This window comes from Euzebya tangerina (assembly GCF_003074135.1).
GTDB lineage: Bacteria > Actinomycetota > Nitriliruptoria > Euzebyales > Euzebyaceae > Euzebya > Euzebya tangerina.
The window spans coordinates 1,925,786-1,939,322 of sequence record NZ_PPDK01000001.1 but is presented as its reverse complement, the minus strand read 5'-3'; the positions used below and the strand labels follow the sequence as shown (position 1 = coordinate 1,939,322).

The 13,537-nt window shown below is 69.6% G+C and carries 16 protein-coding genes and 1 pseudogene; 10 read left to right on the top strand and 7 right to left on the bottom strand.

Annotated elements, in window-relative coordinates:
- Window positions 1-2 precede the first annotated feature (2 nt).
- From moaC to galU, 3 genes are read right to left on the bottom strand one after another with little or no spacing between them, the layout of a single operon-like run.
- Window positions 3-536 (bottom strand): cyclic pyranopterin monophosphate synthase MoaC, encoded by a 534-nt coding sequence (moaC, locus tag C1746_RS09000; protein WP_116714281.1) that lies wholly within the window; start codon window positions 534-536, stop codon window positions 3-5.
- A complete protein-coding gene (locus C1746_RS08995; protein WP_116714280.1) occupies window positions 533-1,765 on the bottom strand; it encodes a molybdopterin molybdotransferase MoeA in 1,233 nt (410 codons plus the stop codon). The genes moaC and C1746_RS08995 overlap by 4 nt, the downstream gene beginning before the upstream one ends.
- Complete coding sequence (gene galU, locus C1746_RS08990) at window positions 1,765-2,658, bottom strand: UTP--glucose-1-phosphate uridylyltransferase GalU (protein WP_205711783.1); 894 nt, start codon at window positions 2,656-2,658, stop codon at window positions 1,765-1,767. Before galU ends, C1746_RS08995 begins: the two co-directional genes overlap by 1 nt.
- Window positions 2,659-2,705: 47 nt before the next feature.
- Here galU and C1746_RS08985 point away from each other — a divergent pair, with 47 nt between their 5' ends.
- The 7 genes from C1746_RS08985 (at window position 2,706) to C1746_RS08960 (ending at window position 8,256) form a co-directional block, all read left to right on the top strand.
- On the top strand, window positions 2,706-3,341 hold the full coding sequence (locus C1746_RS08985) for a 5-formyltetrahydrofolate cyclo-ligase (RefSeq protein WP_116714278.1): 636 nt from the start codon (window positions 2,706-2,708) through the stop codon (window positions 3,339-3,341).
- Entirely contained in the window at window positions 3,328-3,726 is a 399-nt protein-coding gene (locus C1746_RS08980; protein ID WP_116714277.1) for an FmdB family zinc ribbon protein, read from the top strand. The genes C1746_RS08985 and C1746_RS08980 overlap by 14 nt, the downstream gene beginning before the upstream one ends.
- Before the next feature lie 5 nt (window positions 3,727-3,731).
- On the top strand, window positions 3,732-4,565 hold the full coding sequence (locus C1746_RS08975) for an S-methyl-5'-thioadenosine phosphorylase (protein ID WP_116714276.1): 834 nt from the start codon (window positions 3,732-3,734) through the stop codon (window positions 4,563-4,565).
- A gap of 57 nt (window positions 4,566-4,622) precedes the next feature.
- Entirely contained in the window at window positions 4,623-5,393 is a 771-nt protein-coding gene (locus tag C1746_RS08970) for a MerR family transcriptional regulator (protein ID WP_116714275.1), read from the top strand.
- Window positions 5,394-5,474: 81 nt separating this feature from the next.
- Window positions 5,475-6,518, top strand: a complete 1,044-nt coding sequence (locus C1746_RS08965; protein ID WP_116714274.1) for a GGDEF domain-containing protein — start codon at window positions 5,475-5,477, stop codon at window positions 6,516-6,518.
- A 42-nt stretch (window positions 6,519-6,560) separates the two neighbouring features.
- The gene (locus tag C1746_RS21995; RefSeq protein WP_162867565.1) at window positions 6,561-7,208 is read left to right on the top strand and encodes a hypothetical protein; all 648 of its coding nucleotides are present in this window, start codon (window positions 6,561-6,563) and stop codon (window positions 7,206-7,208) included.
- A 43-nt stretch (window positions 7,209-7,251) separates the two neighbouring features.
- Window positions 7,252-8,256, top strand: a complete 1,005-nt coding sequence (locus tag C1746_RS08960) for an undecaprenyl-diphosphate phosphatase (RefSeq protein ID WP_162867564.1) — start codon at window positions 7,252-7,254, stop codon at window positions 8,254-8,256.
- Between the two features lie 94 nt (window positions 8,257-8,350).
- Here C1746_RS08960 and C1746_RS08955 read toward each other — a convergent pair whose 3' ends face one another.
- Window positions 8,351-9,634: a 1-acyl-sn-glycerol-3-phosphate acyltransferase gene (locus tag C1746_RS08955; protein ID WP_162867563.1), complete on the bottom strand. Its 1,284-nt coding sequence runs from the start codon at window positions 9,632-9,634 to the stop codon at window positions 8,351-8,353.
- A gap of 145 nt (window positions 9,635-9,779) precedes the next feature.
- Between C1746_RS08955 and C1746_RS08950 the strand changes: the two genes are divergently transcribed.
- Window positions 9,780-10,310 (top strand): P-loop NTPase family protein, encoded by a 531-nt coding sequence (locus C1746_RS08950; RefSeq protein ID WP_162867562.1) that lies wholly within the window; start codon window positions 9,780-9,782, stop codon window positions 10,308-10,310.
- 7 nt (window positions 10,311-10,317) lie between these two features.
- Here the strand turns inward: C1746_RS08950 and C1746_RS08945 are convergent, their stop codons facing one another.
- From C1746_RS08945 to C1746_RS08935, 3 genes and pseudogenes are all read right to left on the bottom strand, one after another.
- Window positions 10,318-10,785, bottom strand: a complete 468-nt coding sequence (locus C1746_RS08945; RefSeq protein WP_116714270.1) for a nuclear transport factor 2 family protein — start codon at window positions 10,783-10,785, stop codon at window positions 10,318-10,320.
- An 80-nt stretch (window positions 10,786-10,865) separates the two neighbouring features.
- Window positions 10,866-11,483 (bottom strand): annotated as a pseudogene (locus tag C1746_RS08940) (LysE family translocator); the annotation flags it as partial.
- A 105-nt stretch (window positions 11,484-11,588) separates the two neighbouring features.
- Complete coding sequence (locus C1746_RS08935; RefSeq protein ID WP_116714268.1) at window positions 11,589-12,185, bottom strand: NUDIX hydrolase; 597 nt, start codon at window positions 12,183-12,185, stop codon at window positions 11,589-11,591.
- 104 nt (window positions 12,186-12,289) lie between these two features.
- Here C1746_RS08935 and C1746_RS08930 point away from each other — a divergent pair, with 104 nt between their 5' ends.
- Together C1746_RS08930 and C1746_RS08925 are read left to right on the top strand one after the other, a co-directional pair.
- Window positions 12,290-12,769, top strand: coding sequence for an SRPBCC family protein (locus tag C1746_RS08930; protein ID WP_162867561.1), 480 nt, complete (start codon window positions 12,290-12,292; stop codon window positions 12,767-12,769).
- Between the two features lie 83 nt (window positions 12,770-12,852).
- The gene (locus C1746_RS08925; protein ID WP_116714266.1) at window positions 12,853-13,494 is read left to right on the top strand and encodes a DedA family protein; all 642 of its coding nucleotides are present in this window, start codon (window positions 12,853-12,855) and stop codon (window positions 13,492-13,494) included.
- The last annotated feature ends 43 nt before the right edge of the window (window positions 13,495-13,537 follow it).

Below are 13,537 nucleotides of genomic sequence, written 5' to 3'. Positions count from 1 at the left end.
GCCTACTCCTGCCCGCCACCCGACGCGTCACGGTCCCGATGCCAATCGCCGCTCTTGCCACCGGTCTTGGCCTCGAGGCGGACCTGCTCGATCAGGATGCCCTTGTCCACGGCCTTGGTCATGTCGTACAGCGTCAGCGCGGCCGTGGAGGCCGCAACCATGGCCTCCATCTCGACACCGGTCCGGTCGGCCGCCCTGGCGGTCGCCACGACCCGAGCGGTTCCCGCCTCGGCATCCACGTCGACCTCGACCTCGACGCCGGCCAGTGCGATCACGTGGCACAGGGGAATCAGGTCCGGTGTGCGCTTGGCGGCGGTCACCCCGGCCAGCCGCGCGACCGGAAGCGCATCGCCCTTGGGAAGTCCACCCGCGACCAGCAACTCTGCCGTAGCCGGCGCCATCCGCACGAGCGCCGAGGCCGTGGCCGTGCGGCTGGTCACCGGCTTGCCGCTGACATCGACCATCCGTGCGTGACCGGACTCGTCGACGTGGGTCAGCCCTCCCGCATCGGAGGACCGCTGTCCGGATGTGCTCATGTCGGGTCGGACAGCAGGTGCACGGTGACCTGCTCCCCGGCCGACATGCTGGTGCGCTCGACCGGGACCTCGGCGAGCCCGTCGGCGAGCACCATGGACTTCAGGATCCCCGACCCCTGCGCGCCTGTGGTCCGTGCGACCCACCCGTCGTCCTCACGGGCGAGTGTCACCCGCAGGAAGGACACCTTGTGCTCCGGGCTGCGGATGTCCGCCCCCAGCGTGGCGCGCAGCCGTGGCCGGTTGAGGTCGGCCCGTCCCTGCATCCGCCGGATGGCGGGCCGGACGAAGATCTCGAAGCTCACGGCGGCCGACACCGGGTTCCCCGGAAGCCCGAAGACCACGACACCGTCGATCGTCCCGAAGGCCTGCGGCATCCCCGGCTGCATCGCGACCTTGCTGAAGACCACATTGCCCATCTCGGCCATGACCTGCTTGGAGAGGTCGTAGGTGCCGGCACTGACCCCGCCGCTGGTCACCAGGATGTCCGCGGTCGACAGCGCGCTGGAGAAGGCCCGGCGCAGGGCCTGTCGGTCGTCGGGTGCGGTGGGTTGTCGATACGCGACGGCACCGGCCTCGGCCACCTGCGCGGCCAGTCCGTAGGAGTTGGACTCGTGGATCTGACCGGGCGCCAGCGGCTTGCCGGGCTCGACCAGCTCGTCACCCGTAGCGAGTGTCGCCACGCGGACCTTGGGGTGGACGTGGACGCGCGGGATCCCCATGGCGGCCAACAGGCCGATCTCGCTGGGGCCGAGCAGGGTGCCCGAGGCGAGGATGGCCTCCCCCGCCCGGACGCTCTCGCCGGCCTCCCGCAGGTTCTCCCCCTCTGCCGGGTCGATGTCCAGGACGATCTCGCCACCCTGCTCGCGGACGAGTTCCACCGGCACCACCGCTGTCGCCCCGGCCGGGATGGGCGCCCCGGTCATGATCCGGATGGCCTCATCACCACGTGGGGAGGGCAGGTCAGCCGCTCCCGCGGCGATCTCCCCGGCCACGCGCAGGCGCGAGCCCTCGCCCACGGCGTCCGCCACGACCGCGAAGCCATCCATTGCCGAGTTCGCGAACGGCGGGATGTCGCCCGGGGCCGTGACGTCCTCGGCCAGGACCAGACCGCGTGCCTCCAGCAGCGAGGAGGAGGTGGGCTCGCCCGGGCTGATCCCCGACAGGATGGTGTGCCGATGCGCACCGACCGCCGTCAGCTCGCCGGGGTCGACGTGGTGACGGTCGCCCATCAGCCCGCCAGCTCGTCGTCGATGCCCGCCATGAACTCCCGCAGGAAGGCCACGAAGCCAGGCCCGAGGTCATCGCGCTGCACCGCCAGTTGGACCGTGGCCCGCAGGTAGTCGCTCTTCAGCCCGACGTCGTAGCGCGTCCCGTCGAACTTGATGGCCCGGATGGGCTTCTCCCTCGCCTGCGCACGCATGGCATCGGTCAGCTGGATCTCGCCGCCTCGTCCAGGCTTGGTGCTCGCGATGTGATCGAAGATGTCCGGCGTGAGGACGTACCGGCCGATGATGCAGAGGTTCGAGGGCGCGTTGGCCTTGCCGGGCTTCTCAACCAGGTCGGTCACCTGGTAGACGCCCTCCATGTCGGGGTCTGGCTCGGCCGCAACCACGCCGTACTTGGAGAGGGCGTCGTCCCCGAACTCCATGACCGCGATGACCGTCCGCTCCGACTCCTCGCACACGTCGACCATCTGGGACAGCAGCTTCTCGTCCTCACCCAGCAGGTCGTCACCGAGCAGGACCGCGAACGGCTCGTCGCCGACGTGATGCCGGGCGCACCCGATGGCGTGGCCCAGACCGAGCGGCTTCCCCTGCCGGACGTAGTGCATGAGGGCGAGGTTGGTCACGGCCTGGACAGCGGCCAGCAGGCTCTCCTTGCCGGTTGCCGCGAGCTGGCGTTCCAATTCGATGGCGTGGTCGAAGTGGTCCTCCAGCGCCCGCTTGCCGCGGCCGGTGACCATGAGGATGTCGTCGAGCCCGGCTCTGACCGCCTCCTCGACCACGTACTGGATCGCAGGCTTGTCGACGAGCGGCAGCATCTCCTTCGGCTGCGCCTTCGTCGCGGGCAGGAACCGCGTCCCCAGACCGGCAGCGGGTATGACCGCCTTTCGTGCTCGCACATCAACTCCTGTTGGCAGCGGTGGATGGCAGGCATCCTAGGACATCCATGGCACACCTACCCGCCGGCCCGCCATCTGACGATCGACCGGTCAGGGAGCAGAAGGCAGCGCTCCGCACGTGGGCTCACGGGGTGCGACGCGGACTGGCCGAGGAGGAGCTCCGGCGGATCAGCGCTGGCATCCGGGACCGACTGGTCGATCTGATCGCAGGAACGTCTGCGGCGCCCCTGACGATCGGGGTGTACGCGGCCCTGGCACGGGAGGTCGCCCTGGATGAGCTGGCCAACCGTCTCCTGCACACCGGGCACCGCGTGGCCTTCCCCCGGGTGGGGGCTGGCAGGCAGATGACGTTTCGCCTCGTCGACGCGCTCGGCGATCTGGAGCCACGCCAGACCACCCCCAGGCTGCCGGCGATCCGGGAACCCCGGGCGCACGCGGCCCCGGTGGTTCCCGACGTCATCGTGATGCCTGGCCTGGCCTTCGATCGTGGTGGTGGCCGGCTGGGCTACGGCGGTGGCTACTACGACGGGTACCTCGCGGCGCACCCCGAGGCCCAGACCCTCGGCGTCTGCCCGGACGTCCTGGTGGTCCAGCAGGTTCCGCGCGATGACCACGACCAACTCGTTGGTGCCGTCATCACCGAGGCCGACGTGTACCGTTGCTCACGCCATGCCAACGTATGAGTACGAGTGCCGCGAGAACGGCCATCGCTTCGAGGTCAAGCAGTCCTTCAGCGACGACAAGCTGACCGAGTGCATCGAGTGCGGTGAGCCCGTCCGCAAGGTCTTCAGCGCCGCCGGGATCGTCTTCAAGGGGTCGGGGTACTACGTGACCGACACCCGATCCTCGCCTGGGGGGTCCAACGGCAGCAAGGAGGGCGGCGACAGCTCGTCAGGCTCTGACGGCTCGACGTCCGGGAGTTCAGGGTCCGACTCGACGCGTTCGTCGGACAGCTCGTCGGGCAGCTCGTCGGGCAACAAGGCCACCAGCAGCACTGCGGCCTCGTCGTCCGGCTCCTCGTCCAGCAAGTCCGGCAGCAACTCCTCCTCCAGCTCGTCGTCTGACTGAGCTCGATGGTCGATCTCGCGGCGCTCGTCCCTGCCCACGCCGATGTGCGGATCGAGGTCGGCATCTTCGGCGGGTCCGGGTTCTACTCCCTCCTGGACGACGCCCAGGAGATCCTGATCGACACCCCGTTCGGCCAGCCATCGGCACCGGTGACCGTCGGTCGGATCGAGGATCGCACGGTGGGGTTCATGCCCCGTCATGGTCCAGACCATCACCTACCGCCACACCGGATCAACTACCGCGCCAACGTGTGGGCGATGAAGCACCTGGGCGCCACGGACATGATCCTGCCGTGTGCGGCGGGCAGTCTTGACCGGCAGGTCGCACCCGGCTCGTTCGTGCTGTGCGACCAGGTGGTGGACCGCACGAAGAATCGGCCGGACACGTTCTACGACGGCCCTGAGACGGTCCACGTGTCCTTCGCCGACCCCTATGACGAGGAGCTGCGCGCGACCGCACTGACGGTGGCCCGCGAGCGGGGGATCACCGTCCACGACGGCGGGACCATGGTGGTGGTGAACGGGCCGCGCTTCTCGACCCGCGCCGAGTCGCGCTGGTACGCAGCCCAGGGCTGGCAGGTCATCGGGATGACCCAGTACCCGGAGGTCATCCTCTGCCGGGAACTCGAGATGGCCGCGCTGAACATCTCGCTGATCACCGACTACGACGTGGGCCTGGCCGATGACCCCGACATCGCCGCGGTGACCCACTCCGAGGTGCTGGAGGTCTTCGCCGCCAACATCTCCACGCTGCGGGACCTGCTGTTCGCGCTGGTTCCGGCCCTGCCGCTCTCACCCGACCGGCCGGCCTTCAGCGCGCTGTCCACGACACCCCACTGAATCTTTTTTCGAGCGGCGGTTGACTCTCACGCGACGTGAGGCCCCAGAGTGTGGGACATGAACGGCATCACCCACGGTTCCCCCCGCCTGAGAACGGTCTCCGACCTGGCTCGTCTGGCGGGTGTGACCGTGCGGACATTGCACCACTACGACGAGATCGGCTTGCTGCGCCCGTCTGCGCGATCCGAGGCCGGCTACCGGCTGTACGACCGCGAGGACCTGCAGCGCCTGCAGCAGATCTTGTTCTGGCGGGCGCTCGGCTTCTCCCTCGAGGAGATCGCGAGCCTGCTGGATGACCCCGAGTACAACCGCGTCGCCGCGCTGGAGGACCAGCGGGCGGCACTGAGCGCTCGTCTGGACGACCTGGGTCTGATGCTCAAGGCCGTCGACGATGCGTTGACCGAAGAGAGAGGAGGCCCCGCCGTGACCGACGAGGCCATGTTCGAGGCGTTCGACAACGCCCAGTACGAAGAGGAAGTGAGGGAGCGCTGGGGCGACACCGACGCCTACGCCCAGTCCAAGGCCCGGCAGGCCTCGTGGACCGAGGAGGACAAGCGACGGATCATCCAGCAGGGCATCGACCATGCCAAGCGGATGGCCCAAGCCAAGCGGCGTGGCGTCGATCCCGGCTCGGCCGAGGCGATGGACCTGGCGGAGGAGGCGCGACTCGGCATCAACCGGGAGATGTACGACTGCTCCAAGGAGATGCACGTCAACCTCGGTGAGATGTACGTCGCCGACCCCCGCTTCACGGAGTACTACGACCAGCACGAGCCCGGCCTGGCCGAGTGGTACCGGGACGCCATCGTGGCCAACGCCGAGCGCTAGTCGTCCGCAGTGGCCGTCACGCTGCGTGACACGGGCTGAGAACGACTCAAGTCCGGGGCACGGTCGGTCGATCAGGCGCTCATGCCTGACTCCTCCGCCCTGCTGTCTGGCCGCCTCACCAAGCGGTCGATGGCATGGCTGATCGTGGCGGTCATGGCGGTCTCCCCGTCGGAGTTCCTCTCCGACGGGGTGGGCCCCTTCAAGCTGACGCTGCTGCCGCGCCTGGTCTTCCTGGCGGCCCTGCTGGCCGGTCTGCTGACCGATCGGATCACACCGATTCGAGCAGGCCGGGCCTTTCTGGCGCTCGGGGTGATCACCTGTCTCGGCTGGTCCATCGGCTCCACGGTCGATCCGGGTCGGGCGGGCGTCGAGACGGTCGGGTACGGCACGATCATGCCGCTGCTCACCATGCTGGTCGCACCACGGACAACACGTCGCCGCTGGTCGGTGGCCGTCGCCGCGCTGATGCTCGGCACGGGGTCCTTCCGCTTGCTGCCCGACGCCCCCATCACCCTGATGCAGTCCTTCGCGATCATCGCCACGCACGCAGCCGCGCTGCTGACGCTGGACGCTCACACGGACCGCGCCGAGGAGGCAGGACAGCTGGCCGACCTGGACCCGCTGACCGGCCTGGAGAACCGGCGACCGATGGTGCGGCGCCTGACGACCGTGACCGCAGCGATCGATGACACCGGACCTGGCGCGACCGTGCTCATGATCGACCTGGACCACTTCAAGGCGCTCAACGACACCCGGGGCCACGCGGCCGGCGATGCGACCCTGGTGGAGATCGCAGAGATCCTGGCCCACGCCATCCGCCCCGGAGATGCCGTGTGCCGGTGGGGTGGTGAGGAGTTCCTGGTCCTGCTCGGTCGCGCCGACCTCGACGCGGCACGTCACACCGCCGAGCGCATTCGGGCCGCGATCAGCAGGACGGACGTCACGGCGTCGATCGGTGCGGCCCAAGGCGTTCCGGGCGAATTGGTCGAGCAGTGGATCGCCCGGGCCGATGCCGCGCTGTACACGGCCAAGCAAGACGGTCGTGACCGGGTGGTGTTGGCGTCTGACGACTGCCGCGACGCCGCCGAGGACATCCTCGGCGAGGTTGTCCACAGGTCGAGCTGATCCCGCATCGGGGCCGGTTCGTGATCCGGCACCCTTCGGTGGATGCCCTCGCTGTTGCACGGCCCCCCACTGGTGCTGCCCCGCTGGCTCGACCGGCTTGCCGAGCGCTGGGCGCGACTGCCGCCGCGCATCCGGTTCCTCGCCCTGATCCTCGTGATCCTGGTGCTGCTGGGAGTCCAGGGCGCCCAGGTCGCGGGGGTGCAGACCAGGTGGGGTGGCGCGGGCCAGCGGGTGTGGCGGGCGACGCAGATCGTCCCGGCGGGTGGCTCGCCTCATGATCACCTGGAGGCGGTGACCCTGCCGGCGGCGGCGGTTCCCGCCGATGCGGTGGTGGGCCGGGTGGACCGGGCGGCGGTGCTCAGCCTGCCGCTCGTTCAGGGTGGGATCCTGACGACCCAGCATCTTGATCCCATCGGTCCGGCCGTCTCACTGCCCGACGATGAGCGCGCTGTGCCGATCCCGGTGGAGCTCGGCTGGGGCATCGAGGCTGGCGGGCTGGTGGATGTGTGGGTCTCGCCGGCTCGAGAGGGCGAGCTGCGCCGTCTGGCCGGCGAGCGTGTGGTGCTGCAGGTGCAGGATGATGGGCGGGCCGCGGTCGCCCTGGTCTCGATCCCCGAGGAGGAGGTGGCGACGACCACGACGGCACTGGCCCGCGGCTCGGTGCTGCTCACCCTGGTCGGGCGGGAGTGAGGGCGGCGGGGTCAGGCCGGCAAGGGCAGTACCATCGGGCCCCATGTTTCCTGCGTGGCTCGAGGCCCTGATCCTCGGTGTGGTCCAGGGCCTGACGGAGTTCATCCCCGTCTCGAGCTCTGGGCATCTGACGCTGGTCCCCTACCTGGCCGGGTGGGAGCCTTCCAGCCTGGCCTTCGACGTCGTGCTCCACCTGGGGACGATGTTCGCGGTGCTGCTGTTCTTCCGTGGTGAGCTGATGGCGATCATCAAGGGCATCCTGCGACTGGACCGCTCGGCGCAGGGCCAGATCTACCGGCGTGTGGGGCTCCTGATCGTGCCGGCGAGCGTCCCCATCGCCCTGGTGGGGCTGCTGTTCAAGGATCAGGTGGAGGAGGCGTTCGGCTCGCCGTTGGTGGCCTCGTCCATGTTGCTGGTCACCGCGCTGCTGCTCTTGGCGATGGAGGGTGTTCGGTCCCGACGAGTCGAGGCGGCCCGGGAGACGGTCGCCGCGGGCGCGGTGCGGTCCACGGCCGCGGCTGAGGCGCCGGCCTGGGAGGGTGACTGGCGCGGAGGGGGTGCGTCCGGGGAGTCGGGGTCAGGGGCCAGAGGTGAGTCCGACGTGGTGTTGCCGTTGGGTGTGGACGATGCCGACCCGCTGGGAACGACGCTGGCGGATCTGACCCTCAAGCAGGTCATGATCGCCGGAGCGCTGCAGTGCTTGGCAGTCCTGCCCGGTGTGAGCCGGTCGGGCGCGACGATCACGGCGGGTGTGTTCGCCGGGCTGACGCGCGAGGCGGCCACGCGGTTCTCGTTCCTCCTGGTCATCCCGGCGCTGGTGGGCGCCACCCTGCTGAGCCTGGGCGACCTCGGGGAGGCGGGCTCGGAGACCGCCGTTGAGTTGCTGGTGGGGATCGTGGCGGCGTTCGTCTCGGGGTATCTGGCGATCCGCTTCCTGGTGGCCTTGGTCTCGCGTGAGCGCCTGACGGGCTTTGCCTACTACTGCGTGGCGGCGGCGATGGTCGGCTTCATCGGGTACGCGATGATCGGGCCGGCGGGCACGGTCTGACGCCAGGCCGCTGGTGCGCGATCGTGGACTTCCTCGTCCATAGCCGACGAACCGCGCGATCGCACGAGACAACGGGCCGCCCGGACGGATACGGCTAGGCCGGCTTGAGCGCCTCCTCGACCGCCCGGACGACGTCCGCCCGGATGGCCACGGCGTCGACGAGGGTCGCCTGCCGCTCGTGCGCCAACCTCCAGCGCAGCAGGGAGCCCACGAAGCGGACCGTCCGGTCTGCCAGTGCGATCGCCGCCACCGCGCCCAATGCGAAGAGGCCTGCCAGGCCGAGCACCGACCAGGCACCGTCGACTGACAACGTTGCGGCGGTGAACCAGGTGGTGGGGAAGGCGACCAGGCCGACCAGTGCTCGGACCGTTCCCTTCATCACCGGCGCCGTCATGCGCAGACTGGCCAGCATGACGACCCCGAGGGGGATGATGTTCACCGTGATGGTCGCACCGACCAGCGAGCCGAGGATCACGACCAGCAGACCGGTCCCGATCGCGGAGCGGACCAGTCGCCGCAGGTTCATCGGCGTCACGACATCTCGGTCGTCGATGCGCAGTCGCGCCAGCACGGTGGCGTAGCGGCCGACCTGCCGCTGCACCTCGGCTTGGCGGTCGGGGGCGGCCTTGGAGAGTTGCCGGGCAATCCTGGCCTGGACGGCCAGCGGCGGGCGGGGCCGATCGGCCTTGCGGGCCGTGACCTCGGCGGCCTGCCCGAGCGCCAACCAGGACTCGACGTCGGGGAAGTCAGGACTGACCTGCCGGAGCGCGTGGTCGACCGCGGCGGTGAGGGTTCGGACGGCTTCGGTGTCCTGGGCGCCTCCGCTGGTATCGACGATCGTGGTCGGGTCGATCGGGGGCCCCACCACCACGAGGGCGTCGCCGCGGAGCGAGACCTTGTCGGTGAAGGTCATGCCGATGGGGAGCACCACGAGCCGGTCGGCGCCGGCGTCGATCGCACCGAGGGCGATCCGGGCGGCGCCCGTTCGGACCGGCTCGACGCTGGGCCGGTCGTGTGTGGTCCCCTCCGGGAAGATGGCGACCGTGTCGCCGTCGCGGAGGGCATCGTGGCTGGCGGCGAAGGCCTCGACGTTTCCGCCGGTCCCCCGGCCGTCCTGCTGTCGGTGGACGAAGATGACCCCGCAGGCCCGCAGCAACCAGCCGACACCGACGATCCGGCTGAGGGTGGCTTTGGCGAGGAATCGTGGCGTGCGGTTGAGGGCGGCCACCAGTACGGCGGGGTCGAGCAGGCCGTTGACGTGGTTGGCGACGATCAGGACAGGTCGATCACGAGGGATGTGCTCCTCACCGTCCACCTCGAACCGCCGGTACAGGAAGTAGGTGGTCAGACGCGCGATCAGGGTCGTGAACCAACGCATGGTCTGACTGTTGCACAGGTCGACAAGCTCGATGCACAGGCGGGGAACCTGACCTCGCGGCGGGGAACCTGACCTCGCGGCGGGGAACCTGACCTCGCGGTGGGGAAGCGGAGACCGGACACACATCCACGTAGCGTGCACCACCATGCGAATTGCGGTCTCGGGTGTGAGCGGCGCGGGCAAGACAACCCTCGCCAGGGCGCTTGCCGAACGCCTCGACGTCCCGCATCTCGAACTCGACTCGCTGGCCCACCAGCCGGACTGGGAGCGCCTGCCCACCCCGGAGTTCCGCGACCGCGTTCGAGACTTCTGCTCACAGGAGGGCTGGACGGTGTGCGGCACCTACCCCGCGGTCCGCGACGTCGTCCTCCTGCGGGCCGAGGTCGCCGTCCTGCTCCATCCACCCCGTCATCGGGTCATGCGACGTCTCGTCCCACGCACTGCCCGGCGGATGATCATGCAGGAGCCCCTGTGGAACGGCAACCGGGAGCGTCCGCGATCCCTCCTCCACACCACCCCGGAGGAGAACATCCTGCTCTGGGCCTGGACCACGCACGGCCGTCGGCCGGCTCAGTTCACCGCGGAGGAACAGGATCCACGGTGGGCCCACATCACCTTCCTGCGCTACGACACCGATGTGACTGCCGCTCGAGTCATCAGCGACGCCGGCGCGTGAGTGGCCGTCAGCTGCGGTGCCGCCGCTGGTAGGACCGCAACTGCCCCCGAGCCGTCGAGCGGATCTTGGACTGCATCGGGGGCGCCCAGCCGAGCAAGCGGCCCGGCAGCCCAAGGGCCTGTCCCGCCCACTTCCACGCGTCGAAGGTGTCGTGGTGCTCGATGATGCGCCCGTCGGCGAAGCGCATCCATGCCTCGATGCGGTTGATCACCGGTCGCTTCTTCGGCCCGAAGGAGTAGCGGGCGACCCAGCGGGTGCTCGCCCCTTCCTCGGTGACGTGGAGAATCTCGTGCGTCACGTCCAGGTCGGTCGCGTTGTGGCAGAGCATCCGCCACATGTCTGCCGCGTCCTCCCCCCGAAGCTCCCCGAACCCGGGATCGCTGAAGACCACGTCTTCGTGATAGCAGGCCGCCATCGCGTCGCCGTCCTGGTCGTCGAGCGCCGTGTAGAAGCGGTTCACCAGTTCCTCACTCATCGGCGGACCGTACCGAATCGTGCCGGTTGCGGCGTGGTCCGATTGGCCGCCAGCAGGCCGTTGCGGATCGACGCGGGCTGTCACCCTCGGGACAGGAAGGCGTGTGCGATCACGAACGCAGCGAGGCCCGTGTACAGCACCGCGGCCAACTTCGCGGCGAGGTGGCCGCTGCCTCGTCGCAAGCGCCGGCCCGCCGTGGCGCCACCGATGGACCAGCCGGCGTTGACGACCGTCGAGACGACGGCCAGCACCACCACGAGCAGGAACGCCTGCCCAGCGGGTGAGGGGCCCGGAACGACGATGAACGGCGGCAGGACCGCACCGAGGAAGGGGACCAGCGTCGCATTGGTCACGTTGACGACGATGCCGTCCCGCAGCGGACGACTCAGGCCCCTCGATGTCCCGGATGTGGGCGACGGATTCGCGACGGCTCCGCCGCCCGGGGTCGCCTCGGCCACGGTCGCCGCTGTGACGTCGTCTTGCGAATCCGGCCACGGCCATGCCCGCCACGCCATCCACAGCAGGTAGCACCCGCCGGCGATCGCGAGCGCGATAGCCGAGCCCGATCCCGAGCTCAGCAGGGCCGAGAGACCTGCGGCGACGAGACCGCCCCACGGAAGGATGCCAAGGCCCAACCCGACCGCGGCCGCCAGGCCCGCACGCACTCCGCGCTCGGCTCCGATGGTGGCTGCCAGGACGGCCGACGGCCCCGTACCAGAGCGAGCAGCAACGACGCCAACGCGAACTGGGCGACCACGTCGGCGCTGGGCACAGACGAGATCCTACGAATGTCGGAGGGCGCGTCAGCCCAATAGGAAGCCGCGGGGGCGGGGAAGATCCCGGCCGAGGATGGCGGCAAAGCCGGTCAGGATGCCGTGGGTCAGCCCCCAGATTGTGCGGCCGTCGTGTTCGATGCCCGCGAAGGGACCGATGGCGCCGTAGCGGTACCGGACCGCGTTCGCCGGGTCCAGGAGGTGGGCCAGTGGGATCCAGACGCAGGCGGCTACCTCTCGCTCCTCCGGTATGGTGTCGGGCCGGCCCGCGACGGTGTGGACGAAGGTCGACACGGTCCCCTTGCGCATGCCGCCCGAACCGGCGTCGTCCAGACGCCCGATGGGCGGTCGCGGTAGCACGAGGCCGGTCTCCTCCGCCGTCTCGCGGACGGCGGTCGCGGCCAGGTCCGCATCGCCAGGGTCCCTGCGCCCACCCGGAAGGGCCATCTGCCCACTCCAGCGATCGCCGGACCGTGCCGCCCGCTCGATGAACAGGATCTCGGGGCCACTGACGACATCGGCGAGTATCAGCGCGGTGGCGGCGGCCGCGCGACCTCCAGGGTCGGGAAGCAGCCGGGGCCGGTGTGCTCCCACGGCGCTGACGACCTCGGCGTTGGTCGGACTCATCCACACGCTCCCGCAAACGGATCCTTCATGGCTCCCCATTGTGAGGGATGGTTCACAACCGTCCGTGCCGACGCCGGCGCCGGTTCGCCCACTATCGTGGCGGCATGCCCATCCACCCGGTCCGACCGCCCGAGTGGATCGAGTCCGCCTCCACCGTCGTGGCGGAGTCGATCGACATCGCTGCGACGCCGGAGGAGGTCTGGACCCACATCGCTGATCACGCCGCCTGGCCGGAGTGGTTCACCGCCCTGACCCGGGTCGACCCCGGCCCCATCGCAGCCGGAGTCGGCGGGACCAGGCGCGTGTCCGCCAGCGTCCTGACGATCGACGAGCAATTCACGGCGTGGGACGAGGCCGCCCACTTCGCGTTCGCCGTGACCGGCTCGAACCTCCCGGTCCTCGGCAGCCTGGCCGAGTCCGTCCGACTGACCTCGACCGATACCGGCTGCCGGGTCACCTATCGACAAGGCGTGCAGGGCCGTCGAGGTCTGGATTGGGTGATGGCGCGCATCTGGTCGCGAGCGGCCCTGGCGCTGCCGACGGCACTGGAGAACCTGAAGCGTCGCGTCGAGGCCGACGGCTGACCGACGGGGCTGGGTAGGTCTGCTCCAGCAACAACTCCAGCCGTGGTGGGTCGTATCGCACCGCAGCGGGAAGGACGTTGCCCGTGTCCTCCTCAGCCGCAGCAGCAAGCTCCGACTTCACCGGCATCGTCGGCTGGGTCGTCAGCGTGATCACGTCGCTTGGGCCAGTCGGGGTCGGTCTGCTGCTGGCGCTGGACAACGTGGTCCCGGTTGTGCCGTCGGAGGTGGTGTTGCCCTTCGCCGGCTATCTGTCATCGCAGGAACGGATATCGTTTTGGTTGACGCTGTTGGCCGCCACTGTCGGGTCGACCGCCAGCGCCTTCGTGTACTACGAGGTCGGCAGGGCCTTCGGGCACGAGCGTGCTGCAGCACTGCTGAACCGGATCCCGCTGGTCGATGACGATGACATGGAGCGGGCGACCTCGTGGTTCAGCAGACATGGAACCGCGTCGGTGCTGACCGGTCGCTGCGTACCCTTCGTGCGCTCGCTTATTTCGCTGCCGGCCGGGACGGAGGGCATGGGTCGGGTGCGGTTCGGCATCTTGACCGCCATCGGCAGCGCAGTGTGGAACGCGGTCTGGCTCTGGCTCGGCAGTCTGATCGGGTCGAACTGGCGAAACGTCGGGGAGTACTCCGACTGGCTGAACGGGGCGATCCTCGCCGCACTCGTCCTGCTGATCATGCGGTTCGTGTGGCGCCGCCGTGACCGCATGACCGCCGACTGAGCTGGCCGCTCGACCAAGCCAGCCGGCGGGTGCTGCCCGTTGT

Coding starts and splice junctions, on each gene's coding strand:
- moaC (WP_116714281.1), bottom strand. CDS start 536: ATGAGCACATCCGGACAGCGGTCCTCCGATGCGGGAGGGCTGACCCAC.
- C1746_RS08995 (WP_116714280.1), bottom strand. CDS start 1,765: ATGGGCGACCGTCACCACGTCGACCCCGGCGAGCTGACGGCGGTCGGT.
- C1746_RS08945 (WP_116714270.1), bottom strand. CDS start 10,785: ATGAGTGAGGAACTGGTGAACCGCTTCTACACGGCGCTCGACGACCAG.
- C1746_RS08985 (WP_116714278.1), top strand. CDS start 2,706: ATGGCACACCTACCCGCCGGCCCGCCATCTGACGATCGACCGGTCAGG.
- C1746_RS08950 (WP_162867562.1), top strand. CDS start 9,780: ATGCGAATTGCGGTCTCGGGTGTGAGCGGCGCGGGCAAGACAACCCTC.
- C1746_RS08965 (WP_116714274.1), top strand. CDS start 5,475: ATGCCTGACTCCTCCGCCCTGCTGTCTGGCCGCCTCACCAAGCGGTCG.
- C1746_RS08980 (WP_116714277.1), top strand. CDS start 3,328: ATGCCAACGTATGAGTACGAGTGCCGCGAGAACGGCCATCGCTTCGAG.
- C1746_RS08930 (WP_162867561.1), top strand. CDS start 12,290: ATGCCCATCCACCCGGTCCGACCGCCCGAGTGGATCGAGTCCGCCTCC.
- C1746_RS08975 (WP_116714276.1), top strand. CDS start 3,732: ATGGTCGATCTCGCGGCGCTCGTCCCTGCCCACGCCGATGTGCGGATC.
- C1746_RS21995 (WP_162867565.1), top strand. CDS start 6,561: ATGCCCTCGCTGTTGCACGGCCCCCCACTGGTGCTGCCCCGCTGGCTC.
- C1746_RS08960 (WP_162867564.1), top strand. CDS start 7,252: ATGTTTCCTGCGTGGCTCGAGGCCCTGATCCTCGGTGTGGTCCAGGGC.
- C1746_RS08970 (WP_116714275.1), top strand. CDS start 4,623: ATGAACGGCATCACCCACGGTTCCCCCCGCCTGAGAACGGTCTCCGAC.
- C1746_RS08955 (WP_162867563.1), bottom strand. CDS start 9,634: ATGCGTTGGTTCACGACCCTGATCGCGCGTCTGACCACCTACTTCCTG.
- C1746_RS08935 (WP_116714268.1), bottom strand. CDS start 12,185: ATGAGTCCGACCAACGCCGAGGTCGTCAGCGCCGTGGGAGCACACCGG.